This is a genomic window from Rhodococcus ruber, from assembly GCF_016804345.1.
GTDB classification, from domain to species: Bacteria; Actinomycetota; Actinomycetes; order Mycobacteriales; family Mycobacteriaceae; genus Rhodococcus; species Rhodococcus ruber.
The window spans coordinates 3,650,892-3,667,143 of record NZ_CP044211.1 but is presented as its reverse complement, the minus strand read 5'-3'; the positions used below and the strand labels follow the sequence as shown (position 1 = coordinate 3,667,143).

General features: G+C 71.4%; 17 protein-coding genes. 13 read left to right on the top strand and 4 right to left on the bottom strand.

Going from position 1 to position 16,252, the window contains the following annotated elements:
- Positions 1 to 12 precede the first annotated feature (12 nt).
- The 8 genes from nadD to holA all read left to right on the top strand — a co-directional run bounded on the left by nadD (position 13) and on the right by holA (position 6,862).
- Positions 13 to 735 carry a nicotinate-nucleotide adenylyltransferase gene (nadD, locus tag F1734_RS16825; protein ID WP_228287198.1) on the top strand — a complete coding sequence of 241 codons (723 nt, stop codon included), beginning with the start codon at positions 13 to 15 and terminating at the stop codon, positions 733 to 735.
- Positions 732 to 1,232, top strand: a complete 501-nt coding sequence (gene rsfS, locus F1734_RS16820) for a ribosome silencing factor (RefSeq protein WP_048770810.1) — start codon at positions 732 to 734, stop codon at positions 1,230 to 1,232. Before nadD ends, rsfS begins: the two co-directional genes overlap by 4 nt.
- A complete protein-coding gene (locus tag F1734_RS16815; RefSeq protein WP_010594229.1) occupies positions 1,229 to 1,882 on the top strand; it encodes a histidine phosphatase family protein in 654 nt (217 codons plus the stop codon). The genes rsfS and F1734_RS16815 overlap by 4 nt, the downstream gene beginning before the upstream one ends.
- The gene (octT, locus tag F1734_RS16810; RefSeq protein WP_026137649.1) at positions 1,869 to 2,642 is read left to right on the top strand and encodes a diglucosylglycerate octanoyltransferase; all 774 of its coding nucleotides are present in this window, start codon (positions 1,869 to 1,871) and stop codon (positions 2,640 to 2,642) included. The genes F1734_RS16815 and octT overlap by 14 nt, the downstream gene beginning before the upstream one ends.
- Positions 2,643 to 2,647: 5 nt before the next feature.
- Positions 2,648 to 3,466: a DegV family protein gene (locus F1734_RS16805; RefSeq protein WP_026137650.1), complete on the top strand. Its 819-nt coding sequence runs from the start codon at positions 2,648 to 2,650 to the stop codon at positions 3,464 to 3,466.
- A 92-nt stretch (positions 3,467 to 3,558) separates the two neighbouring features.
- Complete coding sequence (locus F1734_RS16800; RefSeq protein WP_048770812.1) at positions 3,559 to 4,362, top strand: ComEA family DNA-binding protein; 804 nt, start codon at positions 3,559 to 3,561, stop codon at positions 4,360 to 4,362.
- The gene (locus F1734_RS16795; protein ID WP_064066333.1) at positions 4,359 to 5,897 is read left to right on the top strand and encodes a ComEC/Rec2 family competence protein; all 1,539 of its coding nucleotides are present in this window, start codon (positions 4,359 to 4,361) and stop codon (positions 5,895 to 5,897) included. Before F1734_RS16800 ends, F1734_RS16795 begins: the two co-directional genes overlap by 4 nt.
- Complete coding sequence (holA, locus tag F1734_RS16790) at positions 5,894 to 6,862, top strand: DNA polymerase III subunit delta (protein ID WP_010594235.1); 969 nt, start codon at positions 5,894 to 5,896, stop codon at positions 6,860 to 6,862. Before F1734_RS16795 ends, holA begins: the two co-directional genes overlap by 4 nt.
- Before the next feature lie 61 nt (positions 6,863 to 6,923).
- On the opposite strand, the gene rpsT is transcribed toward holA, so the two are convergent.
- On the bottom strand, positions 6,924 to 7,184 hold the full coding sequence (gene rpsT, locus F1734_RS16785) for a 30S ribosomal protein S20 (protein ID WP_003937021.1): 261 nt from the start codon (positions 7,182 to 7,184) through the stop codon (positions 6,924 to 6,926).
- A 342-nt stretch (positions 7,185 to 7,526) separates the two neighbouring features.
- Here rpsT and F1734_RS16780 point away from each other — a divergent pair, with 342 nt between their 5' ends.
- Positions 7,527 to 8,408 (top strand): aquaporin, encoded by an 882-nt coding sequence (locus F1734_RS16780; RefSeq protein WP_010594236.1) that lies wholly within the window; start codon positions 7,527 to 7,529, stop codon positions 8,406 to 8,408.
- A gap of 38 nt (positions 8,409 to 8,446) precedes the next feature.
- Here F1734_RS16780 and F1734_RS16775 read toward each other — a convergent pair whose 3' ends face one another.
- Entirely contained in the window at positions 8,447 to 9,016 is a 570-nt protein-coding gene (locus F1734_RS16775) for a type II toxin-antitoxin system PemK/MazF family toxin (protein WP_026137651.1), read from the bottom strand.
- A gap of 187 nt (positions 9,017 to 9,203) precedes the next feature.
- Between F1734_RS16775 and lepA the strand changes: the two genes are divergently transcribed.
- Together lepA and F1734_RS16765 are read left to right on the top strand one after the other, a co-directional pair.
- On the top strand, positions 9,204 to 10,991 hold the full coding sequence (gene lepA, locus F1734_RS16770; RefSeq protein WP_230831611.1) for a translation elongation factor 4: 1,788 nt from the start codon (positions 9,204 to 9,206) through the stop codon (positions 10,989 to 10,991).
- A gap of 6 nt (positions 10,992 to 10,997) precedes the next feature.
- Positions 10,998 to 11,930 (top strand): NAD(P)H-dependent flavin oxidoreductase, encoded by a 933-nt coding sequence (locus F1734_RS16765; protein WP_010594239.1) that lies wholly within the window; start codon positions 10,998 to 11,000, stop codon positions 11,928 to 11,930.
- A gap of 4 nt (positions 11,931 to 11,934) precedes the next feature.
- Here the strand turns inward: F1734_RS16765 and F1734_RS16760 are convergent, their stop codons facing one another.
- A complete protein-coding gene (locus F1734_RS16760; RefSeq protein WP_010594240.1) occupies positions 11,935 to 13,893 on the bottom strand; it encodes a glycoside hydrolase family 15 protein in 1,959 nt (652 codons plus the stop codon).
- Positions 13,894 to 13,957: 64 nt separating this feature from the next.
- Here F1734_RS16760 and F1734_RS16755 point away from each other — a divergent pair, with 64 nt between their 5' ends.
- Both F1734_RS16755 and F1734_RS16750 read left to right on the top strand, forming a co-directional pair.
- Positions 13,958 to 14,164 carry a hypothetical protein gene (locus F1734_RS16755; RefSeq protein WP_010594241.1) on the top strand — a complete coding sequence of 69 codons (207 nt, stop codon included), beginning with the start codon at positions 13,958 to 13,960 and terminating at the stop codon, positions 14,162 to 14,164.
- A 98-nt stretch (positions 14,165 to 14,262) separates the two neighbouring features.
- Positions 14,263 to 15,279 carry an extracellular solute-binding protein gene (locus tag F1734_RS16750; RefSeq protein WP_203010802.1) on the top strand — a complete coding sequence of 339 codons (1,017 nt, stop codon included), beginning with the start codon at positions 14,263 to 14,265 and terminating at the stop codon, positions 15,277 to 15,279.
- Between the two features lie 68 nt (positions 15,280 to 15,347).
- On the opposite strand, the gene F1734_RS16745 is transcribed toward F1734_RS16750, so the two are convergent.
- Complete coding sequence (locus F1734_RS16745) at positions 15,348 to 16,229, bottom strand: universal stress protein (RefSeq protein WP_203010801.1); 882 nt, start codon at positions 16,227 to 16,229, stop codon at positions 15,348 to 15,350.
- Positions 16,230 to 16,252: the final 23 nt, after the last annotated feature.

Genomic DNA, 16,252 nt, shown 5'->3' with positions numbered 1-16,252 from the left:
AGCTGGACCATCGTGCACGAGCCATCCGTCCCGAATTCCCCGCCGCGCCGGCGCGTCGGTGTCATGGGCGGAACCTTCGACCCCATCCACCACGGGCATCTCGTCGCAGCCAGCGAAGTAGCCGACCGGTACGATCTCGACGAGGTCGTGTTCGTGCCCACCGGACATCCCTGGCAGAAGTCGGGACACGATGTCAGCACGGCAGAGGACCGCTATCTGATGACGGTCATCGCGACCGCCTCGAATCCGCAGTTCTCCGTCAGCCGGGTCGACATCGAACGCGAGAAGGCCACCTACACCGTGGACACACTGCGCGACCTGCGTGCCCTGATGCCCGACGCCCAGTTGTACTTCATCACCGGCGCCGACGCGATGGCATCGATCCTGTCGTGGCAGGACTGGGCCGAGCTGTTCGAGCTGGCCCGGTTCGTGGGGGTGTCGCGTCCGGGCTACGACCTGCACGTCGAGCACCTCGCCGAGCATCTCGCGAAGCTGCCGTCCGACACCGTCGGTCTCGTCGAGATACCTGCGCTGGCCATCTCGTCGACCGACTGCCGGACGCGGGTGCGTGAGCACAGACCCATCTGGTACCTGGTGCCCGACGGGGTGGTGCAGTACATCAGCAAGCGCAACCTGTATCGGCCCGCGAACTCGCGGCGCCCCGACGGCACGACGACCGTGTCTCATCCCCACCCCGAGTCCTGTCCCCACCCCGAGAGGAAGACCCCGCAGTGACGGCAACTGCAGAAGCCATCGAGATGGCACGCATCGCGGCCCGCGCGGCCGACGAGAAACTGGCCACCGACGTGGTGGTGCTCGACGTGTCCGAGCAACTGGTCATCACCGACTGCTTCGTGATCGCGTCCGCGGCCAACGAGCGCCAGGTCAACGCGATCGTCGACAACGTCGAGGAGAAACTGCGGCTCGCCGGGCACAAGCCCGTGCGGCGCGAAGGCACCCGCGAGGGTCGTTGGACGCTGCTGGACTACGTCGACGTGGTGGTGCACATCCAGCACGACGACGAACGCAACTTCTACGCACTCGACCGGTTGTGGAAGGACTGCCCGGTGATCACCGTCGACGGCATCGGCGCGCCCGCGCCGGCGGGTGACACCGGCGCGCCCGCGCCGGCGGGTGACACCGGCGCGCCCGCGCCGACCGGTGACACCGGCGCCGGTGCAGCGGCAGGCGGCACCACTCCCGTCCCGGACGACGCACCGGGGGACCGGTGACCCACGCGGTACCGGTCCGGCGGCTGATCCTGGTACGCCACGGCCAGACCGAATACAACGCCACCAGTCGCATGCAGGGGCAGCTCGACACCGAGCTGTCCGCGCTGGGGCGGCGGCAGGCCGTGGCCGCGGCCAGGGTCCTCGTCGAGCACAGTCCCGTGGCCATCGTCTCGTCCGATCTGCGGCGCGCCTACGACACCGCCGTCGAACTCGGTGACCAGGCCGGGCTGCCGGTGGAAATCGATCCGAGGCTGCGCGAGACCCATCTCGGCCGGTGGCAGGGCCTGACCCATCACGACGTGGACGCGGTGTCCCCGGGGGCCCGCGCGGCGTGGCGGGCCGACGCCACCTGGGCACCCCCCGAGGGTGAGAGCCGGGTCGACGTGGCGCGGCGCAGCGCCCCGGTGATCCAGGAACTGCTCGACAAGCACGAGCAGTGGGTGCATCGGCCGATCATCGTCGTCGCGCACGGCGGACTGATCGCGGCACTCACGGCCGCCCTGCTCGATCTTCCGGTCGACCGGTGGCCGGTCCTCGGCGGACTCGGCAACACCGGCTGGGTCCAGCTCAGCGGATACGGTGACCGGCCCGCGTGGCGCCTCGACGTGTGGAACGCGACGGCGACGGTGGCGGCCGATGACGTCCTCTGAGCCACGGCCGACGGCCGGTCCGCGCCGGCCGACGCTGCTGGTGATCGGGGACTCCCTCAGCTACTACGGCCCGAAGGGCGGGCTCCCGGCGGACCATCCGCGAATCTGGCCGAACATCGTGGCGCGCGAACTCGACTGGGACGTGGAGCTCGTCGCACGGATCGGGTGGACGACCCGCGACGCGTGGTGGGCCATGACCCAGGATCCGCGCGTGTGGGCGACGATCCCGCGGGCCGGTGCCGTCGTGCTGGCCGTCGGGGGCATGGACACCCTGCCGTCCCCGCTGCCGACGGCGCTGCGCGAAACACTGCGTTACGTACGCCCACCGCGGTTACGCCGCGTCGTACGGGAGACCTACGGGTGGCTGCAGCCCCGGCTGTCCCCGCTCGGCTGGCCGGTGGCCCTGCCGCCGCGGGTCAGTGTGGACTACCTCGAGACCATCCGCGAGTCGCTGGCGTACATGCGGCCGGACCTTCCGGTGATCGCCACGCTGCCGTCGGTACACCGCAGCGCGCAGTACCGCGCGGTGCACCGCGGTCGTCCCGCCGCAGCCCGGGCCATCAACCGGTGGGCGTCCGAGAAGTCGGTTCCGCTGGTCGATCTCGGCGAGGCCGTGCACGCGGACATCCACTCCGGGGACGCGAATCCGGACGGCATCCACTGGGGTTGGAACGGGCACAGCGAAGTTGCCGCCGCGGTGGCCGAGGCGGTACGGATGGTGCACCGGGATGCGCGCGTCGCCGCGGAGAACATACGGTAGGCGGCGTGTCTGTAGTAGTGGTGACCGATTCGTCGTGCTGTCTCGACCCGGAACTGGTGGAGCGCTACGACATCCGTGTCGTGCCGCTGCACGTGATCGCGGACGGTGTCGAGTTGCGCGAGGGCGTGGACGACCTGCCCGCCGACCTCTCCGGCGTCACGACCTCCGGTCCCTCCCCGGCGGAACTGACGGAAGCGTACGCCGAGGCGCTGTCCGACAGCGGCGGCGACGGGGTGGTGGCCGTGCACCTGTCCCGTGAACTGTCGGGTACCTGGTCGGCTGCCCGCTATGCCGCCGATGCCCTCGGCGACCGGGTGCAACTGGTCGACAGTCGAACCACCGCAATGGGTCTGGGATTCGCTGCTCTGGCGGCGGCGGAAGCCGCCCGGTCCGGTGCGGATGTGCGGGCGGTGTACGAACGGGCGGTGGAGGTCGCCGCCCACAGCCGGACACTGCTGGTGGTCGACCGGCTCGACCACCTGCGCCGCGGCGGCCGCATCGGTACCGCCACAGCGCTGCTCGGCACCGCTCTGGCGATGAAACCCGTGCTGCACCTCGTCGACGGCCGGCTGGTGCTGCGGGAGAAGACCCGCACCATGACCAAGGCGATGACGAAACTCGTCGACGGCGTCGTCGACACCGCGGAGCCGGTGACCGCGGTGGCCGTGCACCACCGCGAGGCCCCCGAACGCGCCGAGCGGCTCGCCGCGGAACTCGCCGGCCGGCTGCCCGCCGGGACGCCGCTGTCGGTGTCGGAACTCGACGCGGTCCTCGGCGCCCACGTCGGTCCCGGCGCCGTCGGGGTGGTCGTCTCCCGAGCGTAGGAGTTGTCCACAGGCGGACGGTTCATCCACAGATTCGACGACTCGTCCCAGCCTTCGCGGTGGCGGCGGTCGTGTCCGGTTAGCGTCGCGCCATGGGCAGCAGCGACGAGCACGACCTCGTGCGCAGACGGCTCGACGGGATCGCCCGGTCCGCCGGCGACCGTCCTCCGGCGGCGCCGGACGACGATCCGTACCCGTGGTACGACGCGGCCGGCACCGCCGATCCGCCGGGTCCGTTCGAGCGGTTGCGTGCGGCCCGCTGGCAGACCGGTCGCGGCGGGACCGGGGCCCTGGCGGTGGTCGGTGTCGTGGTCGTGCTCGTCACGCTCGTCGTGACCTGGCGCGATCGTCCCGTCGCGGAACCGGTTCCGCCGCTGCCGGCGGTGGAGGTCGTAGCACCGCCGGCGGATCCCGTTGCGCCCCGGCAGGACTCGGCGCCGGAGGAGGTGGTGGTCAGTGTGGTGGGCCTGGTGGGCAAGCCCGGCCTCGTACGAATCGCGCCCGGCTCGAGGGTGGCCGATGCGCTCACGGCCGCGGGCGGCGCCCTCGAGGGGGCGGACCTGACCGGATTGAACCTGGCGCAACGCCTCGCGGACGGCGACCAGATCGTGGTCGGCACCCTGCCACCGGTTCCGCCGGCGAGCGGAATCTCCGGCGCCGCAGGGGCAGGGGACGCCGGAACGTCCGGCGCGCCCGAGGCCGGGGGGCCGGTGAATCTCAACACCGCCGACGAGGCGGCCCTCGATGCGCTGCCCGGCGTAGGTCCTGTCACCGCCGCCGCGATAGTCGCGTGGCGCCGGGACAACGGTCCGTTCAACGACGTCGAACAACTCGCCGAGGTCGACGGGATCGGTCCCGCGCGGCTGGCGCGCCTGCGGACGCTGGTGGTGGTGTGACCGAATCCGGCCGTGACGACGCGCGCCTGGTACCGAGCGCGGCCGCGGCGTGGGCCGCAACCGCGCTCGGGTTGCACGCCGGCTGGCAGGTTGCGCTGGGGCTCGCGGCGATTGCCGCGCTGTGCGCGGCGGCCACGCTCGTGCCGATACGCCGGGGGCGGTTCCGTGCCGGGGCCGCCCCGTTGCTCGCGGCTCTCGTCGTCGCCGCCGGGTTCTCTGCGGCAGTCGCACTACGGGTATGGGCGGTCGAGACGCATCCGCTTGCCGGCGCGGCCGCGCGTGACGGCTGGGCCACCCTGGCGGTCGAACCGACCGAGGATCCGAAAAGACTGGGGGACAGCGGATTCGGGGGAGATCAGGTCCTGGTCCCGGCGAGAGTGCACCGCGCCGACCTGGGGGCCGGTCGGTACACCGGCGGCGGGGCCGTCGTGGTGTTCGCCCCCGCCGAGGAGTGGGCGGAGCTGCTGCCGGGGCAACGGGTCACCCTGCGCGGCCGGCTCGCCGAATCCGGCGGCGCGGACCTGACGGTGGCCGTGGTCCGGGCCGACGGCCCACCCCGGTCGGTGCAGGCCCCCTCGCGGGTGCAGCAGTGGGCGGGGCGGATCCGCGAGCGACTCGCCTCGGCGTCCGGAGCGGTGCTCCCGCCCGCTGCGGCCGGCCTCCTGCCGGGCCTCGTGGTCGGCGACACCTCACGCCTGCCCGACGACGTGCGGGAGAGCTTCCGGGTAGCGGGCCTGACCCACCTGACTGCGGTGTCCGGTGCCAACGTCAGCATCGTTCTCGGCGCGGTGCTGCTCGCCGTGCGGGGACTCGGCCTCGGCCCCCGCACGGGCGCCGCGCTCGCGGCCGTCGCGCTGGTGGCGTTCGTCGTCGTCGTGCGCCCGTCGCCGAGCGTGCTGCGTGCCGCCGCGATGGGCGCGATCGGATTGCTCGCGCTCGTGACGAGCCGACGACGGAACGGGCTGCCCGCCCTGGCGGCCACGGTCGGGGTGCTGCTCGTCGCCGCACCCGAACTCGCGACGGACGCCGGGTTCGCCCTGTCGGTCGCGGCCACCGCCGGCCTGGTGCTGGTGGCACCGCTCTGGGTGACCCGGCTGCGGGCCCGCGGGTGGCCCCGCGCGGCGGCCGAGGTGTTCGCCGTCTCGGCGGCCGCATTCGTCGTGACCGCACCGATCGTCGCCGCGCTGTCCGGCACCGTCAGCGTCGTGGCGATCGCGGCCAACGTCCTGGTCGCACCGGTGCTTCCGCCGTTGACCGTGCTCGGTACCACCGTCGCGGCGGTCTCCGCGGTGTCGCCGGCCGTGGCGGAGCTGCTCGCTCGCGGGACCGCGCCCATGCTGTGGTGGATCCTCGAGGTGGCAGCGCGTGCCACGGCCCTGCCCCTGGCGGAGGTGCCCGTCCCGGCGGGCGTGAGCGGAGCGGTCGCCGTCGTCGGCGGGCTCGTCGCTGCCCGGTACCTGCTGCGGCTACGGCGCGGACGCCCGGCCGGGGCACCGACGGTGATGTCCGGGGGACGTGGCACGATCGATCGGTGACCAACCCGCAGTTGCATCTCGTGCTCGGTGACGAAGACCTCCTCGTCGAACGGGCCGTCGCGCGGATCGTCGGTGCCGTCCGGGCCCGGACGGGGTCTGGTCCCGAGCTCACCGTCTCGCGGCTGCGCGCCGGCGACGCCGGCGCCGCCGAACTCGCCGAGCTGCTGAGCCCGTCGCTGTTCGCCGAGGACCGGGTGGTCGTCCTCGAATCCGCCGCGGAGGCCGGCAAGGACGCCGTCGCACTGATCGTCGACGCGGCGACCGACCCACCCGAGGGGGTGACCCTCGTCGTCCTGCACAGCGGCGGTGGCCGCGCGAAAGCCATGGTGGGCGAACTGCAGAAGTGCGGCGCCGAGACCCACGAGTGCGCCCGGATCACCAAGCCGGCCGAGCGCGTGGACTTCGTGCGGGCCGAGTTCCGCACCGCCGGTGTTCGAGTAGCACCGGAGGTCGTGCAGGCCGTGATCGACGCCGTGGGCTCCGACCTGCGGGAGCTGGCGGCGGCGTGCAGTCAGCTCGTCGCCGACACGGGCGGCAAGATCGATGCTGCCGCCGTGCAGCGTTACTACTCCGGCAAGGCCGAGGTCACGGGGTTCGAGGTGGCCGAGAAGGCCGTCGCGGGTGACGAGGCCGGGGCGCTGGAATCGCTGCGGTGGGCGACGCATCGTGGTGTCGCGCACGTCCTGCTCGCCGACGCCCTCGCCGATGCCGTCCACACGATCGCACGAGTCGGTTCGGCCGGGCGCGGCGACCCGTTCAAGATGGCCTCGGAACTCGGGATGCCGCCCTGGAAGGTGAAGAAGGCCCAGGGGCAGGCACGCACGTGGGATCCCCGATCGATCGGGGCGGCGCTGCGAGTGGTGGCCGATCTCAATGCCGACGTCAAGGGCGCGGCCGCGGACGCCGACTACGCGGTCGAGCGCGCCGTGCGCCGCGTCGCGGAGCTGGCCGGCCGGACCCGTTAGACGACGGAAGCCGCCCGGTCCGAGGACCGGGCAGCTTCCGGAGCAGAGCTTGCGTTCTACCTCAGAGTCCGTTGGCGACCTTGGCCAGAGCGGACTTCTTGTTGGCGGCCTGGTTGGCGTGGATGACGCCCTTGCTGGCTGCCTTGTCGAGCTTGCGGCTGGTGGAGACGAGGAGCTCGGTGGCCTTGTCCTTGTCACCGGCGGCCGCGGCCTCGCGGAAGGAACGGATCGCCGTGCGCAGCGAGGACTTGACCGACTGGTTGCGGAGTCGGTTGCGCTCGTTGGTGCGGATCCGCTTCACCTGGGACTTGATGTTGGCCACGCGTAAAATCCTGTCGTCTTGCTGGTAGTTGGTCGGAAAGCTCTGGGCGCACTACGGCACCGACGGACCACGATACCAGCGGCCCGGCGGAACCCCAAAACTGGTACCCGGGACCGCACACCGGGTGCCGATACGGTCGCGTCCGGCCGGCCTGCCGGGAACTGTCCTCGACGTCACCGGAAGTTGTTGTGGCGGTCATCCGGCTTGCGTAGTGTCCGCTGTGTTCTGTTGCGGTAGTGCTGTGCGGCCGGTGGGCCCGTCTTCGACCCGCGGTGTTCGCCAGTGCGGATGTTCGACACATCGGATCCGGTCCTTCGGGGCCGCACGACGCGAGGTGGGCGCATGACGAACGAACACGAGACTGGTCCCGAGGACCGGGCGGCGAACCGGAAGGCGGACCGGGTACGCGGCGGTGCCGAGCCCGAGACGGCGCTCGAAGCCGTCGAGAAGGAAGAATTCTCGGACGCGAAGAAGTACGCAGCGGAGGCGATCGGCACGTTCGTGCTCGTGTTCTCCGCGGTCGGCACGGCGGTCTTCGCCGGAGACAAGGTCGGCAATCTGGGCGTCGCGCTGGCGTTCGGGCTGACGCTGCTCTTCCTCGTCTACGCCATCGGGCCGATCTCCGGGTGTCACGTGAACCCGGCGGTGACGGTCGGTCAGCTCGCGATCGGGCGGGTCACCGCCAAGCGGGCGGTGTTCTACATCGTGGCCCAGATCCTCGGCGGGCTCGTCGCGGGCGTGACGATCTACTCGGTGGCGCAGTCGCTCCCGACCTACGACCGGGCCGCGCAGGGACTCGGTGCCAACGGTTGGGGACCGCACAGCCCGTCGGCAGTGGAAGGACCGCTGGGCGGGGTGCTCATCGACGGTTACGGAATCGGCGCGACCATGATCGTGGAGGTGCTGCTGACCGCACTCCTGGTGTTCGTGGTGCTCGCCGCGACGGACCAGGCCTCGGACGTGCTGCTGGCCGGCGTGTCGATCGGCTTCACCCTGACAGTGATCCACCTGATCTCGATCCCGATCGACAACACCTCCGTCAATCCGGCCCGGAGCATCGCGGTCGCTCCGTACCAGGACGGTGCGCTCGCGCAGCTCTGGCTGTTCATCCTGTTCCCGCTGATCGGCGGCGCCCTCGGGGCGCTCGTCTACCGGTCGCTGTTCGGCCGGTTCGCCGGGCTGCGGCCGTCCGTGGCGCCGCCGGCCGGCGTCCGCCGACGGTGACGGGACGCGGCTACCGCCGACGGTGACAGGACGGCCGGCTACCGCCAGCCGTAGTCGGCGCGCAGGCGCGCCGCGACCTGCTCGAACCGGGACCGGCCGAGCACCGCGCCTTCGCGCCGGATGCCGTCCTCGGGCACGTCGAGCACGCGGTCCAGCCGGACCCAGCTGGGCCGGTTGCCGGCGTCCCAGCTGCCGTTACCGAGCGCCAGCCAGTCCCGGTGACCGTCCCGGTCGTCGTTCGACGACAGCATGAGGCCGAGCAGGGTGCCGCCGTTGCGTCCGACGACGAGCACGGGCCGGTCCTTGCCCTTGGTCGCGTCCTCCTCGTAGGCCACCCACGTCCACACGATCTCGCCCGGGTCGGCGCGGCCGTCGAGATCGGGGGCGTACGCGATCTGCCGGGCGCGCTGCGCGGTGGGGGAAGTACGGGAGGTCACCGGACGGCCCGGCTTCGGGACCGGTCGGGTGGTGTCGGCTGTCCCGGAGCCGAGGGCGGTCCGGGCCCGGTCGAGAGCGCCGGAGCGCTGCATCTGCTCGAGCAACCGCGGCCCCTGCTCGACCGCGAGCCGTCCCAGTTGCCTGCCGAGTTTCTTCCATGTGCCAGCCACGTCGGCGAGCTTAGCGGCGCCCGCCGCCGCACAGGTGCGGCCGCGGGACCGGACCCGCCGCGACTTGGATATTCTGCAGGGGTGACCGCGGCCCGCCAGGGCTGCTGCCCGTCCGAGTCAGGAGCCCGACATCAGCACCTTCGCCGACACCACGTTCACGGACCCCGCGAAGATCCGGAACTTCTGCATCATCGCGCACATCGACCACGGCAAGTCGACGCTCGCGGACCGCATGCTGCAGCTCACCGGTGTGGTCGAGGAGCGCCAGATGCGTGCTCAGTACCTCGACCGGATGGACATCGAGCGCGAGCGCGGGATCACCATCAAGGCCCAGAACGTGCGGCTGCCGTGGCAGGTCGACGGCGAGGACTACGTCATGCACCTCATCGACACGCCCGGGCACGTCGACTTCACGTACGAGGTCTCCCGTGCGCTCGAGGCGTGTGAGGGTGCGGTGCTCCTCGTCGATGCCGCCCAGGGCATCGAGGCGCAGACCCTCGCCAACCTCTATCTCGCTCTCGACAAGGACCTGACGATCATCCCGGTCCTGAACAAGATCGATCTGCCCGCGGCCGACCCGGACCGCTACGCCGCCGAGATCGCACACATCGTCGGCTGCGAGCCCGAGGAGGTGCTGCGGGTGTCGGGCAAGACCGGGGTGGGCGTGCGGGAACTGCTCGACGAGGTGATCCGGCAGGTACCGCCGCCGGTCGGCGACCGCGACGCGCCCGCCCGCGCGATGATCTTCGACTCGGTGTACGACACCTACCGTGGCGTCGTCACGTACGTGCGTGTGGTCGACGGCAGGATCGTGCCGCGCGAGAAGATCAAGATGATGTCCACCGGCGCCACCCACGAGCTGCTCGAGGTGGGCATCGTCTCGCCCGAGCCGAAGGTCACCACCGGGCTCGGAGTCGGCGAGGTCGGCTATCTCATCACCGGCGTGAAGGACGTGCGTCAGTCGAAGGTCGGCGATACGGTCACCTCGGCGCGGGGCGGCGCCGCCGAACCCCTCACCGGTTACCGGGAACCCCGCCCGATGGTCTACTCCGGCCTGTATCCGGTCGACGGGTCGGACTATCCCGTCCTGCGCGATGCCCTCGACAAGCTGCAGCTCAACGACGCCGCGCTCACCTACGAACCCGAGACGTCGGTGGCACTCGGCTTCGGTTTCCGGTGCGGCTTCCTCGGCTTGCTGCACATGGAGATCACCCGGGAACGACTCGAGCGCGAGTTCGGCCTGGACCTGATCTCCACCGCTCCCAACGTGGTCTACCGCGTGGTCCTCGAAGGTGGGCAGGAGCACATCGTCACCAACCCGTCGGACTGGCCCGAAGGCAAGGCCCGCGCGATCTACGAGCCGATCGTCAAGTGCACGATCATCTCCCCGAGCGAGTTCATCGGTTCGATCATGGAGCTGTGCCAGTCGCGGCGTGGCGAACTCGGCGGCATGGACTACCTGTCCGAGACCCGGGTCGAGTTGCGCTACACCCTGCCGATGGCCGAGATCATCTTCGACTTCTTCGACTCGCTGAAGTCCCGCACCCGCGGCTACGCCAGCCTCGACTACGAGGAGGCCGGGGAGCAGGAGGCCGCACTGGTGAAGGTGGACATTCTGCTCCAGGGCGAGGCCGTCGACGCGTTCAGCGCGATCGTGCACAAGGACGCGGCCGCCGCGTACGGCAACAAGATGACCACCAAGCTCAAGGAGCTGATCCCGCGTCAGCAGTTCGAGGTGCCGGTGCAGGCGGCGATCGGGTCGAAGATCATCGCCCGGGAGAACATCCGTGCGATCCGCAAGGACGTGCTCGCCAAGTGCTACGGCGGCGACATCAGCCGCAAGCGCAAGCTGCTCGAGAAGCAGAAGGAAGGCAAGAAGCGGATGAAGACGATCGGCCGGGTGGACGTCCCGCAGGAAGCGTTCGTGGCCGCGCTCTCGTCCGAGGCGTCCTCGGACAAGCCGAAGGGGAAGTAGTCCACCGTGCTCGAGACCTGGCTCACCCGCACCCTGGGCATCACCGTCCCGCTGCTCGGCGCCCCCATGGGCGGCCGTGCCGGCGGCCGCCTGGCCGGGGAGGTGACCCGGGCCGGCGGGCTCGGCCTGATCGGGGCCGCGCGCTACAACACCTCGGAGTGGCTGGCCGCCGAGTCGGCGGTGGCTCGTGAACTCGGGGGTGGACCGCTCGGTTTCGGGCTGATGACCTGGTCGCTCGCCGACGACGACAGTCTGCTCGACGCGGTGCTGGCCGAACGGCCCCGCGTGGTGTCGCTGTCGTTCGGCGACCCGGCCCCCTACGTGCCGCGCGTGCGGGCGGCCGGTGCCGTCGTGATCTCGCAGATCAACACGATCGACGACCTGCGGGTCGTCGAGGCCGCCGGGGTCGACGCCGTCGTCGCCCAGGGGCACGAGGCCGGCGGTCACACCGGACACATCGGGACGTTGCCGCTGCTGCAGGAGGTGCTCGAGTCGACGTCGCTTCCGGTGCTCGCCGCGGGTGGCATCGCGTCCGGGCGGGGACTGGCTGCGGTGCTCGCGGCCGGTGCGGAGGGCGCGCTCGTCGGCACGGCGTTGCTGGCGAGTCCCGAGACGGTGGGACCGGAGTACGCCCGGGACCTGCTCGTCGCGGCGCGCAGCAGCGACACCGTCTACACCGACGTCTTCGACCGGGCCCGGCACCAGCCCTGGCCGGCGCGGTGGGGTGGCCGGGCCCTGGCGAACGACTACACCGCCGAATGGCACGCGCGCGGCGCCGACGAGGAGACGCTCGCCGCCGCGTACGACGCGGCCGACCCCCGGCGGGGCGTGGTCTACGCCGGGGAGGCCGCCGGGCTCGTGCGGGAACAACGGCCCGCCGGCGAGATCGTCCGGGACATCGCGGACCGTGCGGAGGAACTGTTGCGCCGATCCTGGTAGCGGGTCACGGCGCACGGCGCGCGGGCTGGAACTCGCCGGCCGCGATCTGCTCCTCCGCGCGGATCACGTGCACGACCGCATTGATCTGGGCCAGGTGGGTGAAGGCCTGGGGGAAGTTGCCCAGGTGCCGGCCCGAGCGCGGGTCGATCTCCTCGGCGTAGAGCTTGAGCGGGCTGGCGTAGCCGAGGAGCCGTTCGCACAGGATGCGGGCCCTTTCCACCTCCCCGATCTCCACGAGGGCGGAGACCAGCCAGAACGAGCAGATCGTGAAGGTGCCCTCCTCGCCGGTCAGCCCGTCGTCGGTCGAGTCCACCCGGTACCGCAGGACCAGTCCGTCCTCGGTGAGTTCGTCCTCGATCGCCAGGACCGTCGCCCGCACCCGCGGATCGTCGGCCGGCAGGAACCGCAGCAGCACCACCAGCAGCGCCGAGGCGTCGAGGGAGGGGTGCCCGTAGCGCTGGGTGAACACCCCGCGCTCGTCGACGCCGTGCGCGAGGATGTCCGCCTTGATCTCGTCCGCCACGGCCTCCCACCGCACCGCGTAGTCGGGGCGGCCGTGTGTGCGCGCCAGCCGTGCGCCCCGGTCGAGCGCGACCCAGCACATCACCTTGGACGAGGTGAAGTGCTGGGGCTCACCCCGCACCTCCCAGATGCCGCGATCGGGCAGGCGCCAGTGCTGCTCGGCCTGCCCGACGAGGCGTTTCACGGCCGGCCAGAAGGACTGGGGCATGTGCCGGCGGGTCCTCGCGTGCAGGTACACCGAGTCCAGCATCGCGCCCCAGATGTCGTGCTGCACTTGATGATACGCATCGTTTCCGATCCGTACCGGACGCGCTCCGTCGTAGCCGCACAGGTGCTCGAGCTGCGATTCGGTGAGCACCCGCTCGCCGCCCACGCCGTACATGACCTGCAACGGCTGCAATGTGCCGTCCTCGCTGCGGGACGCGTCGGAGATGAAGGCGAAGAACGCGTCGGCCTCCCGGTCGAGCCCGAGCGTGTACAGACCCCACAGCGCGAACGTCGAATCGCGTACCCACGCGTAGCGGTAATCCCAGTTCCTTTCTCCGCCAGGTGTTTCCGGAAGGGATGTGGTGGCTGCGGCGAGCAGTGCCCCGGTGGGCGCGTAGGTCAGTCCCTTGAGGGTCAGTGCGCTGCGCTGCAGGTAGCTGCGCCAGGGGTGATCGGGGAAACGACCGGTGGTGATCCACTCCCGCCAGAAGTCCGCGGTCTCGGCCATCTTCGCGGCGGCCTCCTCGTACGTCCCCGGGCACGGCACGTCCGACCACGACAGGGCGACGAACGCCTTGTCGCCCTTGCGCATCCGGGTTCGTGCCCGTGCCTCCCCGTCCTCGAGGCCGAGCCGGAGATCGGTGGTGAGCCGCAGTTCGGGGTGCTCCCCGGGTTCACCGGCGGTGCAGTACGCCGTGGCCTCCTCGTACACCTTGCCCGTGTACTCCCAGCGCGCCGGGGCGCGATGGTAGTCGAACGCGGGGGCGCAACTGACCTCGAGTTCCACGGTCCCGCTCACGCAGCGGACGGTGCGCAGCAGCATGTGCTCGGCGTCCCAGTCCGTCGGTGTCCGCGTGTGGGTCCGCGACCGCTCCTGGACGGCATGCCACGGCGCCATCACCAGGGCGTCGCGCACCACTATCCATCCCGTCTCGGTCTGCCACGTCGTCTCGAGGATCAGTCCACCGGGCAGGTACCGGCGTGCCGCCGGGACGGTGCGGTCGTGCGGGCCGATGCGGAAGTAGCCGGCACTGCGGTCGAGGATCGCGCCGAACACGCTGGGCGAGTCCGGCCGGGGCAGGCACATCCATTCGACCGCCCCGTTGCGGGCGATGAGGCAGGTCGTTTCGCAGTCCGACAGGAACGCGTAGTCGTCGATCGGCGGGTAGGGGCTCCGGTGCGGCGGGTGCGAATGCGCGGACGAGAGCCCCGATCCTTCAAACGTGTGTGCCATCACCACATGATCCCGGCACCCGGCCCCCGGCGTCCACCGAACGGGTGCCGACTAGGGTGGGGGCGTGGATCGGGCGGCATCGTGGTGGGACGGCTTCGAGTTGTGGCTGGCCGGCCTCCCGTTCGTCCCGCAGGTCGCGCTCGTGCTGGGTGTCGTGGTGCCGGTGTGCGCCGGCGTGGCCTGGTTGCTCGACCGTGCCCTCGCGGGCGTCCTCGCGGCCGTCGGGCGCAGGGAGCCGGCCGCGTCCGAACCGAAGACGGAGGATCGCTGACATGCCGCGCTCACGCGTGACCCTCACCCTGGCCGCCCTGCTCGTTCTCGTCGTCGTGGCCTGGCTGCTGACCCGTTGATCCGCGCCGGAGGTGTGTCGTGAGATTCCGTCCGAGCCGGCACGTCGTCGCGCTCGCAGCCGCCGCCGCGCTCACGGCGTGCTCGGCCGGTGACGGGCGGGGGAGCGACGACGGTGGGGCCGGCGCCGGCCCCACCGTCGACCTGTACGCCGCCGAGGGGGCCCGGGCAGCGCTGGACGCGGTGATCGCCGCGTTCGGCAGCACCGACGCCGGCGAGGACGTCCGCTTCGACGTCACGTCCGGTCCGTCCGCGCAGCAGGCTGCCGCCGTCGTCGACGGCGCCTCGGCGGATTTCGTGACCTTCGCCACGGTGCCGGACCTGTCCGGGCTCGTCGATGCCGGGTTGGTCGACGCGGACTGGAACGCGGGGGCGTACCGGGGGATTCCGTACGGATCCGTCGTGGCGATGCTCGTGCGGGAGGACAACCCGTGGGGCGTGACGGACTGGGACGACCTGCTCGCTCCGGGCCTCGAGGTGATCACGCCCGACCCGTCGGCTTCCGGCGCGGCCGAGCTCAACCTGCTCGCCGCCTACGCCGCGACGAGCAACGGCGGTGCCGACCCGCAGGCGGGCCGGGACTACCTCACGGCGCTGGTCGGTGACCACATCGAGTCCTGGCCCGCGAGCGCCGAAGAGGCCGTGGAGATGTTCGTGCGGGGTGCCGGCGACGTGCTGCTCCTGTCGGAACGCGACGCGGTCCGGCTCGAGCGCGACGGCGCCGCGGTCCGGCGCGTGCCCTTGACCACCACCCTCCGGATCGACAGTCCCGCGGTGATGATCGACAACGCGCCCGACGTGGTGGCCGCTCAGGAGTTCAACGACTTCCTCTACACCGCGCAGGCGCAGAGGATTTGGGCTTCCGCCGGATTCCGGCCGGCCGACCCGGGCGTCGCGCGGGAGTTCGCCGGAGACTTCCCGGCCCCCGAAACGCTGTGGACCGTCGACGATCTCGGTGGCTGGAGTGCGGTCGAGGCCGAGCTGTTCCGGCCCGGCACCGGCAGCATCGCCGTGATCTACGCCGAGGCGACGAAGTAGGAGGATGCCGCCCCCACGGTCGAGGCGCTCGAAATTCCTTGCGCGAAGCGGAGTTCTGGGACCGAGGGTCATTCCCGGCAGATGAGCACCGGGCAGCGGGAATGGTGGAGCAGGCCCTGACCGGTGGAGCCGAGGAGGGCCGACGCGATCGTGCTGCGACCGTGGCTGCCCACCGCGACGAGTTGCGCGTCGACGGAGCGCTCGATGAGGGCCACCATCGCGCCGCGGCGCTCGAGCTCGGGCCGCACCTCGACGTCGGGATATCGCTCGCGCCACCCGCCCAGGCTCTCCGCGAGGTCGGCGGCCTTCTGCTGCGCGTACGTCGACCAGTCGACGAAGCGCGCGGACTCGTCGTAGCCGCGCAGGGTGGACTGCTCGGTCCACGCGTGCACCGCGATCAACGGGACGCCGAGGAACGAGGCGAACTCGAACGCGTGCTCGATGGCGGCCGTGCTCAAGGCGCTGCCGTCGACACCGACGACGACCGGCCGGGTGTCCACCTCCTCGTGGTCGCCTTCGCCCCGCCACGCCACGACCGGGCAGCGGGCCTGGTTGGCGACGCGGACGACGTCGGAGCCGGCGAACATCGAGCGCAGTTCCCCGGTCGTGGTTCGGCCGACCACCAGCAGACGGGCCGTATTCGACAGTTCGACGAGGGTCTTCGCCGGGGGACCCGGTCGGCTGCTGCAGTCGACCTCGACGTCCGCACGACCGTCGAGTGCCGCGCGGCGGGCACGTTCGAGCAGCCGTTGGCTGTCGGCCTGCAGGAGCTTGGCGAATTCCTCCCTGGATCTGCCGGTTGCGCTCGGCGCATCGGGGAGCACGTTGACCAGGTGCAACGGCTCACCGAAGATCCGGGCGGCGGACGCGGCCCAGTGCGCTGCAGAGAACGAGCCGTCCGAACCGTCGACCCCGACGACGATCCCGTGCCGAATCGGTGCTGTGGCCATGACGATGCCTCCTTGCCTCGAGT

Excerpts from the sequence above, each read along its gene's own strand:
- octT (WP_026137649.1), top strand. The coding sequence starts at position 1,869 with ATGACGTCCTCTGAGCCACGGCCGACGGCCGGTCCGCGCCGGCCGACG.
- F1734_RS16800 (WP_048770812.1), top strand. The coding sequence starts at position 3,559 with ATGGGCAGCAGCGACGAGCACGACCTCGTGCGCAGACGGCTCGACGGG.
- F1734_RS16780 (WP_010594236.1), top strand. The coding sequence starts at position 7,527 with ATGACGAACGAACACGAGACTGGTCCCGAGGACCGGGCGGCGAACCGG.
- F1734_RS16760 (WP_010594240.1), bottom strand. The coding sequence starts at position 13,893 with ATGGCACACACGTTTGAAGGATCGGGGCTCTCGTCCGCGCATTCGCAC.
- F1734_RS16745 (WP_203010801.1), bottom strand. The coding sequence starts at position 16,229 with ATGGCCACAGCACCGATTCGGCACGGGATCGTCGTCGGGGTCGACGGT.